General features: G+C 72.3%; 15 protein-coding genes. 7 read left to right on the top strand and 8 right to left on the bottom strand.

Going from position 1 to position 21210, the window contains the following annotated elements; genetic code table 11:
* The first annotated feature begins 88 nt into the window (after positions 1-88).
* The 3 genes from BG452_RS25250 to BG452_RS25240 all read left to right on the top strand — a co-directional run bounded on the left by BG452_RS25250 (position 89) and on the right by BG452_RS25240 (position 2705).
* Complete coding sequence (locus BG452_RS25250; protein ID WP_188306655.1) at positions 89-547, top strand: hypothetical protein; 459 nt, start codon at positions 89-91, stop codon at positions 545-547.
* 183 nt (positions 548-730) lie between these two features.
* Positions 731-1858 carry a serine hydrolase domain-containing protein gene (locus BG452_RS25245; protein WP_188306654.1) on the top strand — a complete coding sequence of 376 codons (1128 nt, stop codon included), beginning with the start codon at positions 731-733 and terminating at the stop codon, positions 1856-1858.
* 61 nt (positions 1859-1919) lie between these two features.
* Positions 1920-2705, top strand: coding sequence for a MerR family transcriptional regulator (locus tag BG452_RS25240; protein ID WP_188306653.1), 786 nt, complete (start codon positions 1920-1922; stop codon positions 2703-2705).
* Between the two features lie 77 nt (positions 2706-2782).
* Here the strand turns inward: BG452_RS25240 and BG452_RS25235 are convergent, their stop codons facing one another.
* On the bottom strand, positions 2783-4417 hold the full coding sequence (locus tag BG452_RS25235) for an ABC-F family ATP-binding cassette domain-containing protein (RefSeq protein WP_188306652.1): 1635 nt from the start codon (positions 4415-4417) through the stop codon (positions 2783-2785).
* Between the two features lie 513 nt (positions 4418-4930).
* Between BG452_RS25235 and BG452_RS25230 the strand changes: the two genes are divergently transcribed.
* The 3 genes from BG452_RS25230 to BG452_RS25220 all read left to right on the top strand — a co-directional run bounded on the left by BG452_RS25230 (position 4931) and on the right by BG452_RS25220 (position 10079).
* Complete coding sequence (locus tag BG452_RS25230; RefSeq protein ID WP_188306651.1) at positions 4931-5878, top strand: ABC transporter ATP-binding protein; 948 nt, start codon at positions 4931-4933, stop codon at positions 5876-5878.
* Positions 5875-7248 (top strand): ABC transporter permease, encoded by a 1374-nt coding sequence (locus BG452_RS25225; protein WP_411293012.1) that lies wholly within the window; start codon positions 5875-5877, stop codon positions 7246-7248. The genes BG452_RS25230 and BG452_RS25225 overlap by 4 nt, the downstream gene beginning before the upstream one ends.
* 80 nt (positions 7249-7328) lie before the next feature.
* Positions 7329-10079 (top strand): bifunctional YncE family protein/alkaline phosphatase family protein, encoded by a 2751-nt coding sequence (locus tag BG452_RS25220; protein ID WP_188306650.1) that lies wholly within the window; start codon positions 7329-7331, stop codon positions 10077-10079.
* A 51-nt stretch (positions 10080-10130) separates the two neighbouring features.
* Here the strand turns inward: BG452_RS25220 and BG452_RS25215 are convergent, their stop codons facing one another.
* The 7 genes from BG452_RS25215 to BG452_RS25185 form a co-directional block, all read right to left on the bottom strand.
* The gene (locus tag BG452_RS25215; RefSeq protein WP_317621221.1) at positions 10131-11327 is read right to left on the bottom strand and encodes an aminotransferase class V-fold PLP-dependent enzyme; all 1197 of its coding nucleotides are present in this window, start codon (positions 11325-11327) and stop codon (positions 10131-10133) included.
* 5 nt (positions 11328-11332) lie between these two features.
* Positions 11333-12661 carry a pyridoxal-phosphate dependent enzyme gene (locus tag BG452_RS25210; protein ID WP_188306649.1) on the bottom strand — a complete coding sequence of 443 codons (1329 nt, stop codon included), beginning with the start codon at positions 12659-12661 and terminating at the stop codon, positions 11333-11335.
* On the bottom strand, positions 12658-14142 hold the full coding sequence (locus tag BG452_RS25205; RefSeq protein ID WP_188306648.1) for a Y4yA family PLP-dependent enzyme: 1485 nt from the start codon (positions 14140-14142) through the stop codon (positions 12658-12660). Before BG452_RS25205 ends, BG452_RS25210 begins: the two co-directional genes overlap by 4 nt.
* 289 nt (positions 14143-14431) lie before the next feature.
* Complete coding sequence (locus tag BG452_RS25200; protein ID WP_223242707.1) at positions 14432-15217, bottom strand: class I SAM-dependent methyltransferase; 786 nt, start codon at positions 15215-15217, stop codon at positions 14432-14434.
* Between the two features lie 183 nt (positions 15218-15400).
* On the bottom strand, positions 15401-18991 hold the full coding sequence (gene dnaE / locus BG452_RS25195; protein ID WP_188306647.1) for a DNA polymerase III subunit alpha: 3591 nt from the start codon (positions 18989-18991) through the stop codon (positions 15401-15403).
* A gap of 211 nt (positions 18992-19202) precedes the next feature.
* Positions 19203-19892, bottom strand: coding sequence for a phosphonatase-like hydrolase (locus BG452_RS25190; RefSeq protein ID WP_188306646.1), 690 nt, complete (start codon positions 19890-19892; stop codon positions 19203-19205).
* 4 nt (positions 19893-19896) lie between these two features.
* On the bottom strand, positions 19897-20658 hold the full coding sequence (locus BG452_RS25185) for a GntR family transcriptional regulator (protein WP_188306645.1): 762 nt from the start codon (positions 20656-20658) through the stop codon (positions 19897-19899).
* A gap of 162 nt (positions 20659-20820) precedes the next feature.
* Here BG452_RS25185 and BG452_RS25180 point away from each other — a divergent pair.
* On the top strand, positions 20821-21210 hold a 390-nt coding region (locus BG452_RS25180; RefSeq protein WP_188306644.1), incomplete at its 3' end, for an FAD-dependent oxidoreductase.

The raw sequence follows: 21210 nt of genomic DNA, 5'->3' as shown, positions 1-21210 counted from the left end.
TGTGGTTTTTCTGCATATGGGGGGATCCGATCCGGCGCCTCGCGCGTCGAACCGGTACCGCTTTCCACCCCGGCACTAAGGAACCACCGTGACCCTGAGAAGACCCGCCGCCCTCGCCCTCACCTGCGCCGCCGCCCTGCTGGCCCTGGCCGGCTGCGGCTCCACCCACGCCTCGACGGCGGCGTCCGCCCCGGCCCCGACGATCACGGTCGTGACGCCCCCGGCCGCCGTGACCGCCGACGAGAAGGCCAACCACACCACGGTGAAGGTCGCCGTCGGCGCCGCCGTCTCGGTCGAACTGCACGGGACGTACTGGTCCGCCGCCGCCAGCTCAGCCCCCGACGTGCTCTCCCCGGCCGGTTCCCCGACCACCGCACCGTCCCCCTCCTGCCGCCCCGGCGGCGGCTGCGGCACCGTCACCACCACCTTCGCCGCCCGCACGGCGGGCACCGCCCACCTGACCGCCTCCCGCACCGTCTGCGGCGAGGCCCTCAACTGCGCGCCGGACCAGCGCAGTTATGACGTGACGATCGAGGTCACCGGCTGATCCGGCGGCTCCGCCCGTGGCCGCGCTGCGGTGTTCCCGCCCAGGGAGCGCCGCAGCGCCGCTGTGACCCGCTGTGACCCGGTGTGACCCGGATCACGCTTGAGGCTGCCCCTGGGGCAGGGTGGAGATTCGTCGCAGCGGCCGGACAGCGGTCCGGGCACGACGGACACCGAGGAGCACCCCATGACCACCAGCCACACCGAACGTTGCGCGGGCGCCGACCAGGGCCAGGACCAGGACCAGGACCAGGACCGACCGGAGCTGCGGCAGGTGATGGAGGAGCTCGTCGGCTCCGGCTTCCTCGGGGTGCAGCTGCGGGTGAGCGACGCACGGGGCACCTGGGCCGGCAGCGCCGGGGCGCGCGAACTGGGCAGCGGCGCCGAGCCGCTGACCGACGGGCACTTCCGGATCGGCAGCAGCACCAAGAGTTTCGTCGCCACCACCGTGCTGCTGCTGGTCGCCGAGGGCAGGATCGGCCTGGATACCCCCGCCGACCAGTACCTGCCCGAGTTCGGGCTGGACCGGCGGATCACGGTGCGGATGCTGCTGCAGCACACCAGCGGGATCTTCAGCCACACCGGCGAACTCCTGGACGACGGGACGGTCGTGCCCGGCATCCCGTGGCAGGGCAAGGCCTGGGTGGACAACCGCTTCCACAGCTACCCGCCCGAGGAGCTGGTGCGGCTGTCGCTGTCCAAGGCGCCGCGGTTCGCGCCGGGCGAGGGCTGGAGCTACTCCAACACCAACTACGTGCTGGCCCGGCTGGTGATCGAGCGCGCCACCGGGCGGCCCTTCGCCGAGGAGCTCCGCCGGCGGGTCCTGGCCCCGCTGGGGCTGACCGGTACGGTGGCGCCCGGCAGCTCGCCCGAGATCCCCGAGCCCCACCACCACGGCTACTACCGCTACCAGGACGGCGGGCAGGAGCTGACGATCGACGTCACCCGGCACGATCCCTCCTGGGTCGCGGCCGGCGGCGACATGATCTCGACCACCCGGGACCTGCACACCTACTTCGCCGCGCTGATGGGCGGCCGGCTGCTGCCCGCCGGCCTGCTGGCCGAGATGCGCACCCCGGAGGAGCGGATCGGCTACGGCCTCGGGCTGTTCGCCCAGGACCTCGGCCCGGCCGGCGGCACCGTCTACCACCACAACGGCGCCACCATCGGCTCGGCGGCGCTGATGTACGGCTCGGCCGACGGCCGCCGGGTCCTGACGGCCGCCCTGAACCACGTGGACGACCCGGAGATGTCCCTCGCCGCGTCCTTCCAGCAGGCCCAGCAGCGGCTGGTCGCCGCGGTGTTCTCCGGCTGACCGGGAAACCCCGGGCGGGGGCGGGTAGCCGCAGGGTCCGACCACGCGAGAAGCTGGGCGGATGGTGAACGGAGTCACGATCGGTCAGGCCGCGGCATTCGTCGGCGTCTCGGTGAAGACGGTGCGGCACTACCACGAGCACGGGCTGCTCGCCGAACCACGGCGCGACACCTCCGGCTACCGGCGGTACGGCTCGGATGAACTGCTGCGGCTGGTCCAGGTCCGGACCCTGGCCGGCGCCGGGGTCCCGCTGGCCGAGATCGGGCCGCTGCTGGACGCCGAGGCCGAGCCGTTCGCAGCCGCCCTGGCCGACGTCGAACGGCGGCTGGCCGAGCGGATCGCCGAGCTGGAGGAGCGCCGCGCCACGCTGCACCGGCTCACCGAGGGCGACCGGGCCCTGCTGCCCGACCGCGCCTGCGCCGTCCTGGAGCGAATGGCTGACCTCGGGTTCGCCCCGGCGTACGTGGCCGGGCAGCGCGAGGCGCTGGTACTGGCCCGGGTACTGGTGCCGACCGGCTTCGACGGCTTCCTCGCCCAGCTCGAACACCGTCTGGACGACCAGGAGTTCGTCGAGCTGTCGATGTGCGCCTGGGAGGCCGGGAGCTGGGAGCCGGACGACCCGAGGATCGAGGAACTCGCCGCCGCCATGGCGGAGCGCTTCCTCGCCAATCCGGCGCTGCTGGGGGACGCCGACAGCCTCCAGGCCTGGAGCCGGGCCGCCGCCCAGTACCGGCTGATCGACCACCACCGCGAGGACCAGGCCCCGAGCGCGGCCCGGCTGACCGCGCTGACCGAGGCCAGGCTCCGCTCCGCCGGCGCCCCGGCCCCGCGCCTCCCGCGCCACTGAGCGGCGCCGCTTCGGGAAGTGCGGCAGTCGGCGGGGAGGTGGCCTGCTCCCCGCCGGCCGCCGCGAGCGCGTGGGCCTCAGGAGGCCGGGGCTCCGGTCTCCGTCAACCTGCCGTCCGCCAGCCGCAGCCAGCGGTCGACGCCGATGCCGGCCAGGAACCGCTCGTCGTGGCTGACCACGAGGAACGCGCCCTGGTAGGAGTTGAGGGCGCCTTCGAGCTGCCCGACGCTGACCAGGTCGAGGTTGTTCGTCGGCTCGTCCAGGAGCAGCAGTTGGGGTGCGGGCTCGGCGCACAGCACACAGGCCAGGGTGGCGCGCAGCCGCTCGCCGCCGGAGAGGGCCCGGACGGGCAGGTGGGCGCGGGCGCCGCGGAACAGGAAGCGGGCGAGGATGTTCATCCGCTCGGCCTCCGGGCGCTCCGGGGCGGCGGCGGCGAAGTTCTCCGCCACGGTGAGGTCCTGGTCCAGCAGGTCCAGCCGCTGGGAGAGGTAGGCGACCCGGCCGTCGGCCCGCTTGACCTGGCCCTCGTCCGGGGTGAGGTCCCCGACGAGCAGCCGCAGCAGGGTTGTCTTCCCCGCGCCGTTGGCGCCGGAGAGGGCGATCCGCTCCGGGCCGCGGACGGCCAGGTCGACGCCGCCCTCGGCGAACAGCGGGCTGCCGTCGCGCCGGACTTGGAGGTGTTCGCCGAGGAAGAGATCGCGTCCGCTGGGCACCCTGGTCCCGGAGAGGTCCAGGGTGAGCCGCTGTTCCTCGCGCACCGCGCGCCCCGCCTCGTCCAGCCGGGTCCTGGCCTCGTCGACCCGGGCGGCGTGCACCTGGCCGGAGCGGCCGGCGGACTCCTGGGCGCCGCGCTTCATGTTCCCGGCGAAGATCCGGGGCAGCCCGGCGCTCTTGAGGTTGCGGGCGGCGTTGCCGGCCCGGCGCTCGGCGCGCTCGCGGGCCTGCTGCATCTCGCGCTTCTCCCGCTTCAGGTCCTGTTCGGCGGTGCGGACGTTCTTCTCCGCGACCTCCCGCTCGGCCTGCACGGCCTGCTCGTAAGTGGTGAAGTCGCCGCCGTAGAGGCGCAGTTCGTGCGCGTCGAGTTCGGCGATGCGGTCCATCCGGTCGAGCAGGGCGCGGTCGTGGCTGACCAGCAGCAGGCAGCCGGTGAAGTCTCCGAGGGCGTCGTGGAGCCGGTGGCGGGCGCCGAGGTCGAGGTTGTTGGTGGGTTCGTCGAGCAGCAGCACGTCCGGCCGCTTCAGCAGTTGGGCGGCGAGGCCCAGTCGGACGATCTGGCCGCCGCTGAGGGTGCCCAGCCGGCGGTCGAGCCGCAGCCCGCCGAGGCCGAGGCGGTCGAGCTGGGTGAGGCTGCGCTCCTCGATGTCCCAGTCGTCGCCGATGGCGGTGAAGTGCTCCTCGGCGACGTCCCCGGACTCGACGGCGTCGATGGCCCGGATCACCTCGGCCACGTCGAGCACCTGGGCGACGGTGAGGCCGGCCGTCAGCGGGAGGTCCTGGGGGAGGTAGCCGGCCGTACCGCTGACGACCACCGACCCGGCGGCCGGGCGTAGTTGACCGGCAATCAGCTTGAGCAGCGTGCTCTTGCCGGAGCCGTTGGGGGCGACGAGACCGGTGCGGCCGGCGCCGACGGCGAAGGAGAGGTCCTGGAAGACGGGGGTGTCGTCGGGCCAGGAGAAGGACAGCTGGGAGGCGACGATGGACGCGGAAGACATGGGTGAACGACCTGGGAGTGAGCGGGCGCAGACGAGTCCGGCCCGGATGAGCAGGGGGACTGGGTATGACGAATCCGACCGCTGCACCGGGCGCCCCGCGCCCGCAACGGCCGTCAAGTCCGGGTCTCACCCGGAGATGTCGTCGTCACCCGCCATGTCTGCCGCACTCCTCGGAAGGGGGTAGGTCGTTCGCCAGCGTAGCAGCCGGCTCGGTCGGGCGCCGGTGGTTTTCCGGCGCCCGACCGAGCAACGGCCCGCTGGTCAGAGGCGGTCGGCGTCGACGACGGCCTCGGCACCTCCACCGAGTACCAGACCATCACGGTCTGAGCGTTCCGATTCCTCCGCACCGCTCATACCTCCCGCACCTCCCGCACCCCCCGCCGCACCCGGCCACCGCCCGTCCGGAGGCCGGGTGCGAGCCGACCCTCTGCTGTTTCATCGGTGTTCAACCGCCCGCTCCTGACTCCACCCCGTCAAGCCCATAGCTTCCCTGGGGGACTGCGAGAAGGAGCCATGGAAGACACGCAACCTGTCGTACGGGCACGGGGATTGACGAAGTGCTTCGGTGACGTCGTGGCGCTGGACGGCGTCGGCCTGGAGCTGTCGCCCGGCCGGATCCACGGGCTGGCCGGGCCGAACGGCGCCGGGAAGACCACCCTGCTCGGGCTGCTGCTCGGCCTGGCCGTCGCCGACGACGGCGAGCTGGAGGTGCTGGGCAGACCGGTCGGGCGGGCGCTGCCGGCGCCGGACGGCGTGGCCGGCTTCGTCGACGGCCCCGGCCTCTACCCGTCGCTGACCGCGCGGAAGAACCTGGCCGCGCTGGCCGCCCTGCGCGGCCTGCGGACCGGGTCCGGCCGGATCGACGGGGTGCTCGCCGAGGTCGGGCTGACGGACGTCGCCGACGACCGGGTGCGGGGCTTCTCGCTGGGCATGCGCCAGCGGCTCGGGCTGGCCGCCGCGCTGCTCACCGAGCCCCGGCTGCTGGTGCTCGACGAGCCCTCCAACGGCCTTGACCCGGCGGGAAAGCAGCACGTCCACGGCGCGCTGCGCAGGCTCGCCGACAGCGGCGTCACCATCCTCCTCTCCAGCCACCGGATGGACGACCTGGAGGCGCTCTGCTCCGAGGTGACGATCCTGGCGACCGGCCGGGTCCGCTACTCCGGCCCGCTGGGCAAGCTGGCGGCCGAGACCCGCGAGCTGGACCACCGGCTGCTCACCTCCGACCTGCGGACCGCCCGACGGGTGGCCGACGGGGCCGCGGGGGTGCGGGTGGTGGACGACGCCGGGGCGTGGCGCGGCACGGAGGCGCTGGTGGTGCGCGCCTGCGGGCCGGCCGTCGAGCAGTTGGTGGCCGCACTGGTGCAGGAGGGCGTACGGGTGCGCGAGGTCGCGCCCGTGGTGTCGCCGCTGGAGGCCGCGTACCTCGCCCTCACCGAGGAACAGCAGGAGGGTGGGCGATGAGCACGGTCATGGCCGGGGACGCGGTGGCCGGTGCCGCCGCCACGCCCGGGGCGGGTCCGGTCCCGGTGGGCCGGGTGTACCGCTTCGAGCTGGTGAAGCTGGTCTCGCAGTGGCGGATCCGGCTGCTGGTGCTGGCCTGTTGGGCGCTGCCCGGGCTGTTCGTGGCCGCGGTCGCCCAGCAGGGGACGCTGCCCTCCGACACCCTGTTCGGCCGCTGGATGCACGCCACCGGCTGGGCCGGCCCGCTGGTGGTGCTGGGCTTCGCCGGCTCGTGGGCGCTGCCGCTGCTGACCTGCGTGGTCGCGGGCGACGTGTTCGCCGCCGAGGACCGGCTCGGAACCTGGCGCCACCTGCTGGTCGCGGTCCGCTCGCCGCGGCGGATCTTCCTCGCCAAGACCCTGGCGAGCGCGACCGTGATCGTGCTGCTGGTCGCCGGGCTGGTGGCCTCCGGTGTCGCCGGCGGCCTGGCGGCCGTCGGGAACCAGCCGCTGGTCGGCGTCGACGGGCACCAGCTGGCACCGTCCGCCGCGGCCGCGAGCGTCCTGCTGGCCTGGGCGGCGGCCCTGGCGCCCACGCTGGCGCTGGCGGCGCTCGGGCTGCTCGGCTCCGTCATCCTGGGGCGCTCCCCGATGGGGCTGCTCGTCCCCGCGCTGTCCGCCGTCGCCATGCAGCTCGCCCAGACGCTGCCGCTGCCGGTGGCGCTGCGCCTCGCCCTGCCCGGCTACGCCTTCGTCTCCTGGAACGGGCTGTTCGCCGACCCGAACCGGCTCGACGAGCTGCTGATCGCCGTCGCGGTGAGCCTGGGGTGGGCCGCGGTGGCCACCACGGCGGCCTACCGGCTGTTCGTCCGGCGGGACTTCACCACCGGCAACGAGGACGGCGAGAAGCGCCGGGCGCTCACCTACGGGGTGCTGCCGCTGGCCGGGCTGCTCGCGCTGGGCACCGGCGCGGTCGCGGTGGCCACGCCCTCGACCGGGTCGGGGATCACCCAGGCGAAGGTGCAGCGGTCGGTCGCCACCGTGTTCGCGCACCTCTACCGGCTGCAGACCGAGCAGCTGCACCGCCCCGCCGTCACCGAGGCCGACCTGCGGGTCAGTGCGGAGTGCAACCGGGGCGACGGCCAGGTCGATCCGGAGGGGCCGGGCAACGACTGGCGCTGCGTGGTCACCTGGCACCTGCCCGGCACGGCCGCCCCGGGCACCGCGATCTACCAGCTGGACGTCGCCTCGGACGGGCGGGTGATGGCCGACGGTGACGGGCCGAAGGAAGTCAACGGCTACTTCCTGGTGCACACCGCGACCGGCGCCGCCCCGAACCCGTTGTGGCAGTTCGACGGTCAGATCGCCCTGCTCGACTCCTCGACGGACTGACCGCGCCCGGCCGGCCCGCACGAAGCTCCCGACGCACCGGACCCACTCCCCGCGACCGATCACAACGAAGGGCTGACGCCATGCAGGTAACGCGTCGTCGACGTATCCAGAAGGACCACCCGGTGTTCCTCAGCCGCCGGGTCGGCCGCCGGGCCACCCTGGCCACGGCGTGCATCACGGCGGTGGCCGTGGCCACCGGTACGGCTTTCGCGGCCACCCAGCAGTTCGGCACCGACCAGGTCGGCCAGGTCACCGCCGACGGCCAGGTGATCTCCAGCGACCAGTACATCGCCCCGTACGGCGACCGGCTGGTCATCGACAACGGCAAGATCATGGGTTCCCGGGTCAGCCCGGACGGCACCCACCTGGCGGCGTCGCTGGCCGACGGCGACGCCTCGCTCGTGATCGTGGACCTCAGGACCGGCAAGGTGCAGCAGCGCGCCGGCAAGGCCAGGACCGCCGACCTCCACCTGACCGACGGCTCGGTCGGCCAGGAGGCCCCGGTCTACTCGCCCGACGGCAAGCAGCTCTGGCTGGGCCAGCTCGACGGGTACACCAAGTTCACCGTGAAGGCCGACGGCTCCCTCGCCGACCCGGTGAGGATCGCCATCCCCGCCGACGGGACCAAGCACGCGCTGGCCTCCGGCGCGGTGTTCTCCGCCGACGGCTCGACCGTGTACGCGGCGGTCAACGGCCAGAACCGGGTGGTCGCGATCGACGCGGCGACCGGCAGACTCGGGCAGAGCTGGACGACCGGCACCGCCCCGCGCGGCATCGCGCAGGTCGGCCACAAGCTGTACGTCGGCAACGAGGGCGGGCGCGCCGCCACCCCCGACGACGACACCCTCAACTCCTACGGCACCCAGGTGCCGGCCGACCCGGACACCGGCGCCGCCACCTCCGGCACCGTCAGCGTGATCGACCTCTCGAACGGGGCCGCCGCCGTCGGGACCATCGACGTCGGCCTGCACCCGACGGCGGTCTACGCCAAGAACGGGACGGTCTTCGTCGCGGACACCTCCTCCGACCAGGTGTCCGTGATCGACGCCGCCCGGGACAAGGTGGTGCAGCGGATCTCCACCAAGCCCTGGCCGGAGGCCTCGGTGGGCTACGAGCCCACCGCCGTGACCCTCACCGACGACGGGCGACTGCTGGTCACCCTCGGCCGGGCCAACGCCGTCGCCGTCTACCGCTTCGCCGGCGCCCAGGAGCCGGTGAGCTACGTCGGCCTGCTGCCCACCGACTACTTCCCGGCGGAGGTCACCACCGTCGGCTCCACGGTGGTCGTCTCCAACACCCGTGGCATCGACGCCCGGCGCCCCAACTCCACCGGCGCCCACAACACCCACGACACCACCTCCAGCCTGACCCGGTTCACCCTGCCGAGCGACCAGGAGATCCGCTCCCAGACCGACAAGGTCTTCCGGCAGAACGGCTGGACCAAGGGCGCGGTCCAGACCGCCGACCGGCGCAGGGCGAAGCCGGTCGCGGTGCCGGCCCGGATCGGCGACCCGTCGACGATCAAGCACGTCTTCCTGATCGTCAAGGAGAACCGCACCTACGACCAGGTGTTCGGCGACATCGGCAAGGGCAACGGCGACCCGAAGCTCGCCCAGTTCGGCGCGAACGTGACGCCCAACCAGCAGGCGCTGGCCAAGCAGTTCGGGCTGTACGACAACACCTACGACATCGGCACCAACTCCGCCGAGGGCCACAACTGGCTGATGCAGGCCGACAACCCGGAGTACACCGAGTCCTCGGCCGGCGAGTACGAGCGCAGCTACGACACCGAGGACGACGCCCTGGGCCACCAGCGCTCGGGCTTCCTGTGGACCGGCGCCCAGGCGGCCGGCCAGGACGTCCGCGACTTCGGCGAGTTCCACCAGTTCCTGACCAAGCCCGACGGCGCGAACTGGCAGAACCTGTACTGCGACGCCAAGAACATGGAGGCGACCGGCGACGACACCGCCTACCCGCTCAACTCCTCGTCGCCGATCCCCTCGCTCAACGACGCGTCGGTGCCCGGCTTCCCCAAGTTCGACCTCGACGTCCCGGACCAGTACCGCTACCAGATCTGGAAGCAGGACTTCGAGCAGAACGGCCCGGCGAACCTCAACATGCTGTGGCTGTCCAGCGACCACACCGGCGGCCCGGCCGCCCCGGCCGCGCAGGTCGCCGACAACGACCTGGCGGTCGGCAGGATCGTCCAGGAGATCTCGCACAGCGAGTACTGGAAGGACTCCGCGATCTTCGTGGTCGAGGACGACTCCCAGGCCGGCCTCGACCACGTCGACGGCCACCGCGCCCCGATCCAGATCATCAGCCCCTGGGCCCAGCACGGCGCCGTCGACAGCCGCTACTACTCGCAGATCACCATGGTCCGCACCATCGAGCAGATCCTCGGGATCCACCCGATGAACCAGAAGGACAGCGCGGCCACCCCGATGGCCACGGCCTTCACCGACAAGCCGGACTACACCCCGTTCAGCGCGGTGCCCAACCGCACCTCGCTGACCGACGGCCTGAAGACCCCGCCCGCCTGCGGCGTCGACGTCCCCGGCGCCCAGGACCGCACCGCCGCCGCCGCGCCGGTCACCACCGCCCCGCCGGCCGCCGAGCAGGGCGTCGCCGCCCAGTGGGACACCTGGAAGTCCCGGCAGCAGCTGACCGGCCCGAGCGCCGCGCCCGACCGCGCGAACCCGGCCCAGATGAACCACCTGACCTGGTACCAGACCCACAACTGGACCACCCCGTACCCGGGTGAGAACGCCATCCACGCCCCCGACGACGTCCCCGGCGCCTACATCCCGTCCGCCGAGAACGACGGCTGACCCCTGCCGAACGAGCCCCGGCCCGGCCGGACCGCCGGGCCGGGGCTCGTTTCACAGCTTGAGCAGGACGGCGAGCAGGCGGTCGATCTCCTCGGGGGAGCTGTAGGCGTGCAGGCTCACCCGCACCGAGCTGTCGGCCTCGCCGGCCCGGGCCTGGCAGTGGCCGTCGGAGCGGACCATCAGGCCGTGGCTGGCGAGGACGAAGCCCAGGTCGGTGGAGGAGATGCCGCGGTGGCGGAAGGTGACGATGCCCTCGCGCCGCTGGACCGGGGAGTCGGCGGCCAGGCTCTGCTGGCAGCCGAGGATCCGGTAGGCGTCACAGCCGCGCAGGCCGTCGGTGAGGCGGGCGGCCAGGGCGGTGGTCCAGCGCTGGATCTGCTCGGTGCCGGCGGCGTCCAGCCAGTCCAGGGCGGCCTCCAGTCCGGCGATCCCGCTGGTGTTGGGGGTGCCGCTCCAGCCGCCGGGACGGAACTCCGGGCCGCGGGTGTTGCGGGCCCAGACCGCGCCGGTGCCGGGCAGGGCCAGGGCCTTGTGGCCGGAGAAGACCACGAAGTCGACGTCGAGGGCGGTGACGTCCACCGGCAGGTGGCCGACGCTCTGCGCCGCGTCCAGGCAGATCGGGACGTCCGGGCCGACGGCGGCCCGGATCCGGTGGACGTTCATGTCGCCGCCGTACACGTGGTGGACGTGGGTGGCGGCGACGAACGCCGTTCGTTCGGTGACGAGTCCGGGCAGCGCCCGGTGGTCGTAGTCGTGCGAGGCCGGGTCGTACGGGAGTTCGCGGACCAGGACGCGCACGCCCTGGGCGGCCAGCAGCCGCTGCGCCTCCAACCAGGGCAGGGCGTTCGCCTGGTGGTCGGCGAACGGCACGATGATCTCGTCGCCGTCCCGCAGGTGGAGCGGCAGCCAGTCCCGGGCGACGGTGCGCAGGCCCTCGGTGGTGCCGCTGGTGAAGTGGACGCCGGAGGGGTGCCCGGGGGCCGGGTCGCCCAGGAAGGCGGCGACCCGGGTGCGGGTGCGTTCGACCAGGGCGGTGGTGGCGTTGGCCCAGGTGTACGTGCCGCGCCCGGCGTTGGCGTTCCCGGTGGTCAGGTAGCGGTGGACGGCGTCGAGCACCGCCCGCGGCTTCTGTGAGGTGGCCGCGCTGTCCAGGTAGGCCTGCTCCGGATCGGCCACGATGATCGGGAACTGGGCCCGCAACGCGCGGTGCCAGGAGTCGAGTTCTTCGAGTGTGCTGATCTCCGCCACCCCGTTCAGTCCCGGACCAGCGGCGCGCCCGCGTCGCGCCAGCCGATGATGCCGCCCGCCAGGCTGCGGGCGTCCTGGTGTCCCATCCGGGTGAGCAGGGCGGCGTACCGCACCGACTTCTCGCCGACCGGACAGGCCAGTAGGACGGGCTGTCGGGTGCCGAACGGCAGTCCGCCGTGCAGGAGTTCGTCGAACAGCTCGTCGACGATGTTGACCGAGCCCTCGATGTGCAGCGCCGCGTAGGCGAACGGGCCGCGCAGGTCGATCACCAGCGGGCGCTCCTCGGCGATCCACTTGCGGGCGGCGTCCACGTCGACGGCCCGGACGGCGGCGAGTTCGGCCTCGGTCAGCGTGGACACCGAGTGGGGCCGCGGGGGCTGGTCGAACAGCTCCGGCCGGCGGTCGCGCAGGTACCCGAGGTAGCTCTCGACCCGGTCGCAGACGATGAACACCGCCGTCCGGCGCTCATCGGTGTCCGCCAACTCGGCGTCCAGGGCCCGTAGATGGCGCAGCGCGCCGTAGTAGGCGCCGCCGCCGGTCGGCCCGGCCAGCAGGCCGCAGCGGCGGACCAGGGTGAGCATCCCGTCGATGGCCTGGTCGGCGGTCACCGACGCGATGCGGTCGTAGGTGCCGGGGTCGAACAGCCCGACCTCGTGCACCTCGTCGATGGTGCGGATGCCGGGGATGAAGTCGGACTTGTGGGCGACCAGCCCGACCACCTCGACCGCCGGGTTGTGGGCGCGCAGCACCGTCGCCACACCGGTGGAGGAGCCGGCGGTCCCCACGCAGGCGATGAAGACGTCCGGGGCGCGGCCGTCGAGGTCGCGGACGATCTCCGGCCCGGTGCCGGTGAGGTGCGCCTGGAGGTTGAGCGGGCTGTAGTACTGGTCGGTGTGGAGGTAGCCGGACTCCGCCTCGGAGAGCATCCGGTGGATCCGGGTGAGCGGGTCGTCGGTGTCGGTCGGGTCGAGGCACTCGGCGCGGCCGGGCAGTTCCTCGATCTCCGCGCCGAGCAGCAGGAGCAGGTCCTTGATCTCGGGGACCTTCATCCGGTTGGTGACGCTCTTGAACGGCAGTCCGTGCATGCCCGCGATCAGCGCGAGCGCCTTGGCGGTGTTGCCGCTGGACAGCTCCACGATGGTGTCGCCGCGTGCGACGGCGCCCGGGAGGGCCTCACGGGTCATGTTCCAGGCGGCGCGGTCCTTGACCGAGCCGAAGGGGTTGAGCAGTTCGAGCTTGGCGTACAGGTCGATGTTGTGCAGGCCGGTCACCGCCGGGTCGATCCGGAGCAGCGGGGTGTCGCCGATCGCGTCGGTGATGCTGTCGTACCTCATGCCCGTCCGTCCCCTTGGTGTGTCGCGGCCCCCGTGGTGTCGAGGGGCCAGTACTGCTCGTCGAGGCGCCAGTGCCAGGCGCCGTCCTGCCGGTACGCGGCGACCTTGCGCGCGACGGGCTGCTGGATCGGCCCGCCGGCGTTGAAGTCCATCAGGTAGCCCGCGGTGTTCGCGAAGGCGAGGAGGTCGCCGGGGGCGGGGAGGCGGGGCAGGAAGACCAGCCGGCGGGTGATCAGGTCGGCCTCCAGGCAGAGGTTGCCGATCAGGTGGACCCCGACGGGCTCACCCGTGGTGGTCGCGGCGCCGGGGCGGGGTATCAGCACCGGGTCCATCAGCACGCCGTGGTCCTCCAGGCTGGCGTCCCGGGCGTTCATCTCCAGCCGCACCAGGCAGTCGCCGTCGGGGGTGTGCCGCACCTCCAGGACGCGGCCGAGGGTGGCCCCGCACTGGTCGACCAGCGCCCGGCCGGGCTCCACGGCCAGGTCGTACATGTTCTCCAGCAGCAGGGTGCCGAGCGGCCGCCCGAGGGTGGGGGCCCGGTGGGAGAGCAGCTCGTCCAGGTACGCCTCGGCGGCGACCGGGCGGTGCGCCGGGTACAGGCCGAGCGCGCCGCGCAGGGTGCCGGACTCGTTGCGCAGCCCGTATCCGTGCCCCTGCCAGCTGAGTGGGGGCCGCCGGCCGAGGACGGCGTTGGTGAGTTCGGTGGTGTACCGCTCCCACTGGGCGGCGTCGGCCAGGTAGTTGACGCCGAAGCCGCCGCCGATGTCGATGGTGCGCGGGCGCAGGCCCCGGCGGTGGCACTCGTCCATCAGCCGGATGCAGGCCTCCAGGGCGACGGCCTTCTCGGCGACGCCGGTGGTGTCCAGGTGGTAGGCGACGCCGGTGAGTTCGACGGCGTCCCGGTGGCGTTCGAGCGCGTCGAGCAGTTCGTCCGGTTCGCCGACGGGGGAGCCGAAGCGGCTGGGCCGGCTGAGGACGGTGACGCCCGGCGAGCGGAAGCCGGACAGCCGGGGCATGACGGGCACCCGGGGGAGGGCGTGGGTGCGCACCAGTGCGGCGAGGTCGTCGAGTTCGGCCCGGGAGTCCAGGTGGACGGTGGCGCCGGTGCGGGCCGCCAGCCAGAGGAACTCGCGGCTCTTGGGGCCGGTGGCCATGATCCGCTCGGGGGTGCAGCCGGCGCCGAGGGCGTGCTGGAGTTCGCCGAGCGAGGCGACGTCCAGCCCGGCGTCGGTGGCGGCGAGCCGCCGGACGAGCGCGCTGGAGCGGTTGGCCTTGTGGGCGAAGTAGATCCGGCCGGTGAGATGGTGCTTGCGGTAGACGGCCCGGAAGCGGGCCAGGTTGTCGGCGAGCTGTTCGGGCAGCAGCAGGTTGAGCGGTGACCCGAGTGCGTCGACCAGCGTGTGCAGGAAGTCGGTTGTCTCCAGGAGGGATCGGAGCCGCGGCTCCAGCCGTGGTTCCAGATAGAGCGGTGAGGGCCGCATCGGCGAATCTGCTCCCCGTCAGAGGTCGGCTTGAGGGGGCGCGACCACCGACAGGCTGCCCCCTGTCGGCCCCGTTGCCCCGCTCGTCCGCACGCCGGCTCGGCGCGCGCACGGTCGGACGCCGGGCGCGGATCCCGCCGCGAGGGGCGTCGTCGACCGAGGGAAACGGTAACTGTTTCCACATTGAATCGACAGCGCTTTCTGTCACGCCATCGCAAAGTCTGTGCCAATGCGAAGGGGGCCAATCCACTTGTGAGGAAAGGGAGTTGGATCTCCGGTGAGGGAGCGGTCAGCGCAGTGCCACCAGGACGGAGCTGGCGCCGTACTGCCACACCGAGCCGGCCTGGCGGAAGCCGGCCACCCGCAGCAGGTCGGCGTGCTGGGCGGCGGACAGGCGGTTGTCGCCGCCCTCGCTCGGCGGCAGCTGCCGCTCCCGGGCCGCCAGCAGCTCGGCGAACTCGGGGATCCGCCCGGCGGCGTCCCACCACTGCGACCAGTCCTCCTCTCCGCCGACGCCCCGGCGCTGGGAGCGGCGTCGGCCGATCGCGAGCGCGAGTTCGGCGAGGGAGGGCTCCTCGGGGACGAGGTGGTCGCCGTTGACCAGGACGGCCCCGGGGCTCAGCGCGCCCGCGAGGTCGCGGTAGATCCGCAGCAGCGCCTCCGGCGGCGGGTAGTGGAGTGCGGTGGAGGAGAGTACGGCGTCCAGCGGGCGGTCGAGCGCGAGGTCCTCGATCCAGCCCGGCCGGCCGATCAGGGTCTCCACCCAGCGGGTGACCCGGGGGTGGCCGGCCCGGCCGAGGGCGAGCAGCAGCGGGTCGATGTCGACCGCGATCACCTCGGCGTGCGGGAGCCGGTCGGCGACGCGCGCGGACAGTGAGCCGGGGCCGCAGCCGAGGTCGGCGATCAGCGGGCGTTCGCGGTGGCCGACGACCTGTTCCACCACGTCGACGATGACGGTGAACCGCTCCTCGCGCTCCACCGCGTAGCGCTCCTGCTGGCGCTCCCAGCGCTCCACCCAGGCTCCGGCCAGGGTCGCGTCCACCGGCATTCCGACTCCCGCTGTGTCCGTGCGCATGCGCAGTCCCCGTTCGATGCCCATGTATGTCATGTCCATCTGGATTGGCAACGGAACCGGCGCGATCCATCGGCGCGATCCACTACCCGAGCTGTAATGATATCCGTTTTCATCTCATGGGTGAGACACGACGGAACCGGGGCGGGGCGCACCAGCGCCCCGCCCCGGTCGGCCCGGCAGTGCCTACCTGCCGACGGGCTGCTCGGAGACGGCGCGGACGGCCGCGCCCGCCCAGGCGCGGTTGCCGAGGAGGGTCTTGACGTCGGAGGCGAGCCCGTTGTCGGGGTTCACCCGGAAGCCCAGCTCGTACAGGGTGTTCTTGTCCCAGTTGGTGGTGAGCAGCCGGACCGGGACGTCGCCCGGGTGGGCCTGGAGGGCGAGCTTGAGCTCGGAGACCATCTGGGGGGTGATCCGGTGCACCGGGACGGTGATCTGCACCGGCGGCTTGGTGCCCAGCTCGGCGGAGGAGACGTCCAGGGTGGTGATCTCCTGGCCGAAGATGCTCAGCGAGCCGTCGCGCTCGTTGAGCCGGCCGCGGACCGAGATGACGTTGTCCTCGATCATCTGCTCGGCCATCAGGTTGTAGGTGGCCGGGAAGAACAGCACCTCGACCGAGCCGTCGCGGTCGGACAGGGTGATGATCGCCCAGGCGTTGCCCGCCTTGTTGATCCGCCGGTCCACGCCGGTGATCAGGCCGGAGAGCCGGACCTCGCCCTCGGAGCGGCCGGAGCCGAGGAGTTCGGCGATCGAGGTGTCGCGGTTCTGGGAGAGGATGTGCTCGGCGCCGTCCAGCGGGTGGCTGGAGACGTACAGGCCGAGCATCTCGCGCTCCAGGGCGAGGAGTTGGCGCCGGGGCCACTCGTTCTCGGTGAGCTGGAAGTCCAGCCCGATGCCCGGGCCGCCGCCGTCCCCGGCGTCCAGGGCGCCGAACAGGTCGTCCTGTCCGATGGCCTGCTGCTTCTTCACCCCGGTGACGGCGTCGATCGCGCTCTCGTGCACGGTGCTGAGCGAGAGCCGCGTGTGGCCGAGCGAGTCGAAGGCGCCCGCCTTGACCAGTGAGTCGACGGTGCGCTTGTTGCAGACCACCAGCTCGACCTTGTCCAGGAAGTCGGGGAAGGAGGTGTACTTGCCCTTCTCCGCGCGGGTGGCGACCAGGGACTCGATCACCGGCACGCCGACGTTGCGGACGGCCTTCAGGCCGAAGCGGACGTCGCTGCCGACGGCGGTGAAGTCGACCACCGACTCGTTGACGTCCGGGGAGAGGATCTTGATGCCCATCTGCCGGCACTCGGCCAGGTAGACGGCCATCTTGTCCTTGTCGTCGGCGACGGAGGTGAGCAGCGCCGCCATGTACTCGGCCGGGTAGTTGGCCTTCAGATAGGCGGTCTGGTACGAGACCAGGCCGTACGCGGCGGAGTGCGACTTGTTGAACGCGTAGCCGGCGAAGGGGACCAGGACGTCCCACACCGCCTGGATGGCCTCGTCGGAGTAGCCGCGCTCCTTGCAGCCCGCGTGGAAGGGTACGAACTCCTTCTCCAGCACCTCCTTCTTCTTCTTGCCCATCGCGCGGCGCAGCAGGTCGGCCTGGCCGAGCGAGTAGCCGGCCAGCACCTGGGCGGCTCGCTGGACCTGCTCCTGGTAGACGATCAGGCCGTAGGTGGGGCCGAGGACGTCCTTGAGCGGCTCCTCCAGCTCCGGGTGGATCGGGATGATCTCCTGCTGGGCGTTCTTGCGCAGCGCGTAGTTGGTGTGCGAGTTCATGCCCATCGGGCCGGGCCGGTACAGCGCGGAGACGGCGGAGATGTCGGCGAACTCGGTCGGCTTCATCAGCTTGAGCAGGGCGCGCATGGGGCCGCCGTCGAGCTGGAACACGCCCAGGGTGTCGCCGCGGGCCAGCAGCTGGTAGGTGGTGGGGTCGTCGATCGGGATCTTCTCGATGTCGACGTCGATGCCCCGGTTGGCCTTCACGATCTTGATGCAGTGGTCGATGATGCCCAGGTTCCGCAGACCCAGGAAGTCCATCTTGATCAGGCCCATGGCTTCGCACGACGGGTAGTCGAAGCCGGTGATGATCACGCCGTCCTTGTCCCGCATGTGCAGCGGGATCAGGTCGAGCAGCGGGGTGGAGGACAGGATGACGGCCGCGGCGTGCACACCGGTGCCGCGGATCAGGCCCTCGATGCCCCGGCCGGTGTCGATGATCTTCTTGACGTCGGGCTCGTTCTGGTACAGCGACCGGATCTCGGTGCCCTCGTTGTACCGGGAGTGCTTCTCGTCGAACAGGTCGGCCAGCGGCACGCCCTTGCCCATGACGTCCGGCGGCATCGCCTTGGTGATCCGGTCGCCCATGGCGAACGGGTAGCCGAGGATGCGGTTGGCGTCCTTCACGGCCGCCTTGGCCTTGATCGTGCCGAAGGTGTTCACCTGGGCCGTGTACGCGGCGCCGTACTTCTCGGTCACGTAGCGGACCATCTGGTCGCGCTGGCGGTCGTCGAAGTCGATGTCGACGTCCGGGGGGTTGATGCGCTCGGGGTTGAGGAAGCGCTCGAACAGCAGGTCGTGCTCCAGCGGGTCCAGCTGGGTGATGCCGGTCAGGTAGGCGACCATCGAGCCCGCCGCCGAACCACGGCCCGGGCCGACCGGGATGCCGTTGTCCCGGCCGTACTGGCAGATGTCGGCGACCACGAGGAAGTAGGCGTCGAACCCCATCGGGGTGATCACGCCCATCTCCAGCTCGATCCGCTCCAGCACCTCCTGGCTCGGGTTGTCGCCGTACCGGTGCTTGAGCCCGACCTCGATCTTCTTGCGCAGGAAGGAGGCCTGGGTCTCGCCCTCGGGCACGTCGAACTGGGGCATCCGGTCGACGTAGGTGAAGACCTCCTCGTACGACTCGACCCGCTCGGCGATCGCCAGGGTGTTGTCGCAGGCCTCCGGCAGCTCGCGGAAGAGCTCGCGCATCTCCTCGGCGGTCTTCACGTAGTAGCCGGTGCCCTGGAACTTGAACCGGTTCGGGTCGTCCTTGTTCTTGCCCACGCCGACGCAGAGCAGGCTGTCGTGGGCGTCCGCCTGGTCGGCGGTCACGTAGTGCGAGTCGTTGGTGGCCAGCAGCGGGATGTTCAGGTCCTTGGCCAGGCGCAGCAGGTCGTCGCGGACCTGGCGCTCGATGTCCAGGCCGTGGTCCATCAGCTCCAGGAAGTAGTTCTCCTTGCCGAAGATGTCCTGGTAGGCGCCGGCGGCCTTGACCGCCTCGTCGTACTGGCCCAGCCGCAGCCGGGTCTGCACCTCGCCCGAGGGGCAGCCGGTGGTGGCGATGATGCCGGTCGCGTTGGCGGCGATCAGCTCGCGGTCCATCCGGGGCTTCATGTAGTAGCCCTCCATCGACGCGAGCGAGGAGAGCTTGAAGAGGTTGCGCAGGCCGGCCGCGTTCTGCGCCCACATCGTCATGTGGGTGTAGCGGCCACCGCCGGAGACGTCCTTGCCGCCCTCGCCGTCGGCGCCGGACGGGCGCTGGCCGCCCGGCGACCAGAACACCTGCTTCTTCAGGAAGCGGGAGGCCGGGGCGACGTACGCCTCGATGCCGATGATCGGCTTCACCCCGGTCTTGGCGGCGGCGTGGAAGAACTCGTACGCCCCGAACATGTTGCCGTGGTCGCTCATCGCGATGGCGGGCATGCCCTGTCTCTCCGCCTCGGCGAACAGCTTGCCGTTCTTCGCCGCCCCGTCCAGCATCGAGTACTCGGTGTGGACGTGCAGGTGCGCGAAGCTGTCGGACACGGCGCTTTGCTCCTCGGTGGACCTCGGTGGGCGGAGCGATCCAGGCTAGCGGGTCGGCCCGGTCGACGCGCCGGGCGGGGTGTCCGGGGCGGGAGTCTTGACGGGTTCCTCCCGCCGCCGCTCCGCCTCCTTGACGGCGCGCGTCCGGACGGCCGTCCGCGGCCGCCGGCCGGGCCGCCGTCCCGGTGCCCGGCCGGTGCCGGTGGCGGCCTCAGGCGGTCTGCTGGACCTCGGCCAGGCCGGGGATCTCGGTGACGCCGGCCAGCACGTGGGTGTACGGGTGGCCGTCGAAGTCGGCGCGGCCGAGCTCCCCGGTCAGCACCCCGACGACCACGCCGGCCCCGGCGTTGCGGCCGGCCTCGACGTCGACCACGGTGTCGCCGGCGGTCAGCACCCGGCGGGTGTCGATCACCCCGGTCTTCTCCATCGCCCGGTGGATCATGTGCGGCGCAGGACGGCCGCGCGGGACCTCGTCCGAGGTGACGACGGCGTCCAGGTTGCCGCCCTCGCCGGTGGACCAGCCCAGCGACTCCAGCAGCGGGTAGGCGACGTCGTCGCTGAACCCGGTGGTCAGCGCGACCTTGATGCCGCGCCGGCGCAGCTCGGCCAGGGCCTCCTCGACACCGGGGATGGCCTGCGGGGGAGTGCTGCGGTAGGCCTCGCGCAGGAAGTCCGCGAAGGCCGCGTAGCTCTCCTCGACCAGCTCGGGGGTGGGGGTGCCCCCGCCGATGCGGACCAGGGCGGCGATGGCCTCGCGCTTGTCGGTGCCCATCCAGGTCTGGAGGTCGGCCTCGGTGACGGCCACACCGGTGCGCTCGACGGCGGTGCGCAGCGCCCGGTAGACGGCGCCCGACTCGTTGATGGTGGTACCGGCCATGTCCAGGGCGGCGAGCTCGATCACGGTGTCAGTCCTCTTCGGTGCGGTAGCGGCCGATGACGGTACGGCCTTCGATGGTGTTCTCGATGGTGAAGGTGGCCATGGCCGGCAGGTAGCGGTCGTCGGCGTCCTCCAGTGGCACGCCCTGGCCGGACGTGGTGAGCCGGCGCACCCGCAGCAGCGGGTCCCCGGCGGCGACGTCCAGGAGTTCGGCGTCCTGCGGCCCGGCGGCGACGGCGTCGATGGTGTGCCGGGCGTGGTGCAGGTCGACCTCGCGGCGCAGCAGTTCCTGGTAGACCGATCCGGTGTCCGGGTCGAAGTCGAACAGGACGCGGCCGACCTCGTGGACGAAGGTCGAGCGTTCGAGCATGGCCGGGACGCCGTCCAGCAGGCGCAGCCGGACGAGTGCGACGACCGGCTCGCCCTCGGCCAGGCCGAGCCGGGCCGCCGTCTCCGGGGAGGCCCGGCGGCGGGCCACCTCGATGGTGCGCTGCCCGGGTTCGCGGCCGATGCCGCGGGCCCACTGGGTGAAGGACAGGAACGTGTCGAAGGGCTGGGAGGGCGTGGTGCGGTGGGCGACGGGCGGCTTTCCGCGCCCGCCGACCAGGCTGCCCGCGCTGCGCAGCATGGCCAGGGCCTGGCGGACCGGGCCGCGGGAGGTGCCGAACTCGGCGCAGAGCTGCGACTCACTGGGCACCGGCCTGCCCTCGGGCCACTCGCCGGACTCGATGCGGCGCAGGAACTCGGCGCCGAGCCGTTGGTGGAGAGGAAGCTCCTCACTTGTCTTCACAAGTTGACTATGACACCCCGGAGCGGAACTTCTCAAGGTCGGTCCACCTGCGGTTTCTCCTGTTCACCTGCGCGTTCCCGGGGATCGTCGCGTGGATGAACAGCCGGTAACTTGTACATACATCTCTTGACTCCGGCATCGGAAAACCCGTTAGCTGGACTCATGAGCAGCAGCACCGCACCCGCAACCACCCCCGCCGCATCCCCCTCCCGCGCCCCGGGCACGCCCGGCCACAGCGACGTGGTGATCGTCGGCGCCGGCATCGTCGGCCTGGCCCACGCCTTCGAGGCGCTGAGCCGGGGACTGTCCGTCACCGTCGTGGACCGCGACCGGCAGCCGGTCGGTGCCTCGGTCCGCAACTTCGGCCACTGCTGCATCACCGCCCAGGACGGCGAACTGCTCGGCCTCGCCCGGCGCTCCCGCTCCGGCTGGCTGCGCGCCGCCGCGGCGGCCGGTTTCTGGGCCGAGGAGGCCGGCGCCCTGGTGGTGGCCCGGTCGGCGACCGAGGCGGCCGTCCTGGAGGAGCTGAGCGCCGAGCGCGGCGCCGACGCG

The organism is Streptomyces sp. CBMA123 (genome assembly GCF_014596465.1).
Taxonomy (GTDB): domain Bacteria; phylum Actinomycetota; class Actinomycetes; order Streptomycetales; family Streptomycetaceae; genus Kitasatospora.
The sequence above is the reverse complement of the archived record's forward strand: the minus strand, read 5'-3'. Positions and strand labels throughout refer to the sequence as shown.

Coding starts and splice junctions, on each gene's coding strand:
- BG452_RS25245 (WP_188306654.1), top strand. CDS start 731: ATGACCACCAGCCACACCGAACGTTGCGCGGGCGCCGACCAGGGCCAG.
- BG452_RS25240 (WP_188306653.1), top strand. CDS start 1,920: ATGGTGAACGGAGTCACGATCGGTCAGGCCGCGGCATTCGTCGGCGTC.
- BG452_RS25235 (WP_188306652.1), bottom strand. CDS start 4,417: ATGTCTTCCGCGTCCATCGTCGCCTCCCAGCTGTCCTTCTCCTGGCCC.
- BG452_RS25230 (WP_188306651.1), top strand. CDS start 4,931: ATGGAAGACACGCAACCTGTCGTACGGGCACGGGGATTGACGAAGTGC.
- BG452_RS25225 (WP_411293012.1), top strand. CDS start 5,875: ATGAGCACGGTCATGGCCGGGGACGCGGTGGCCGGTGCCGCCGCCACG.
- BG452_RS25220 (WP_188306650.1), top strand. CDS start 7,329: ATGCAGGTAACGCGTCGTCGACGTATCCAGAAGGACCACCCGGTGTTC.
- BG452_RS25210 (WP_188306649.1), bottom strand. CDS start 12,661: ATGAGGTACGACAGCATCACCGACGCGATCGGCGACACCCCGCTGCTC.
- BG452_RS25205 (WP_188306648.1), bottom strand. CDS start 14,142: ATGCGGCCCTCACCGCTCTATCTGGAACCACGGCTGGAGCCGCGGCTC.
- BG452_RS25200 (WP_223242707.1), bottom strand. CDS start 15,217: ATGCGCACGGACACAGCGGGAGTCGGAATGCCGGTGGACGCGACCCTG.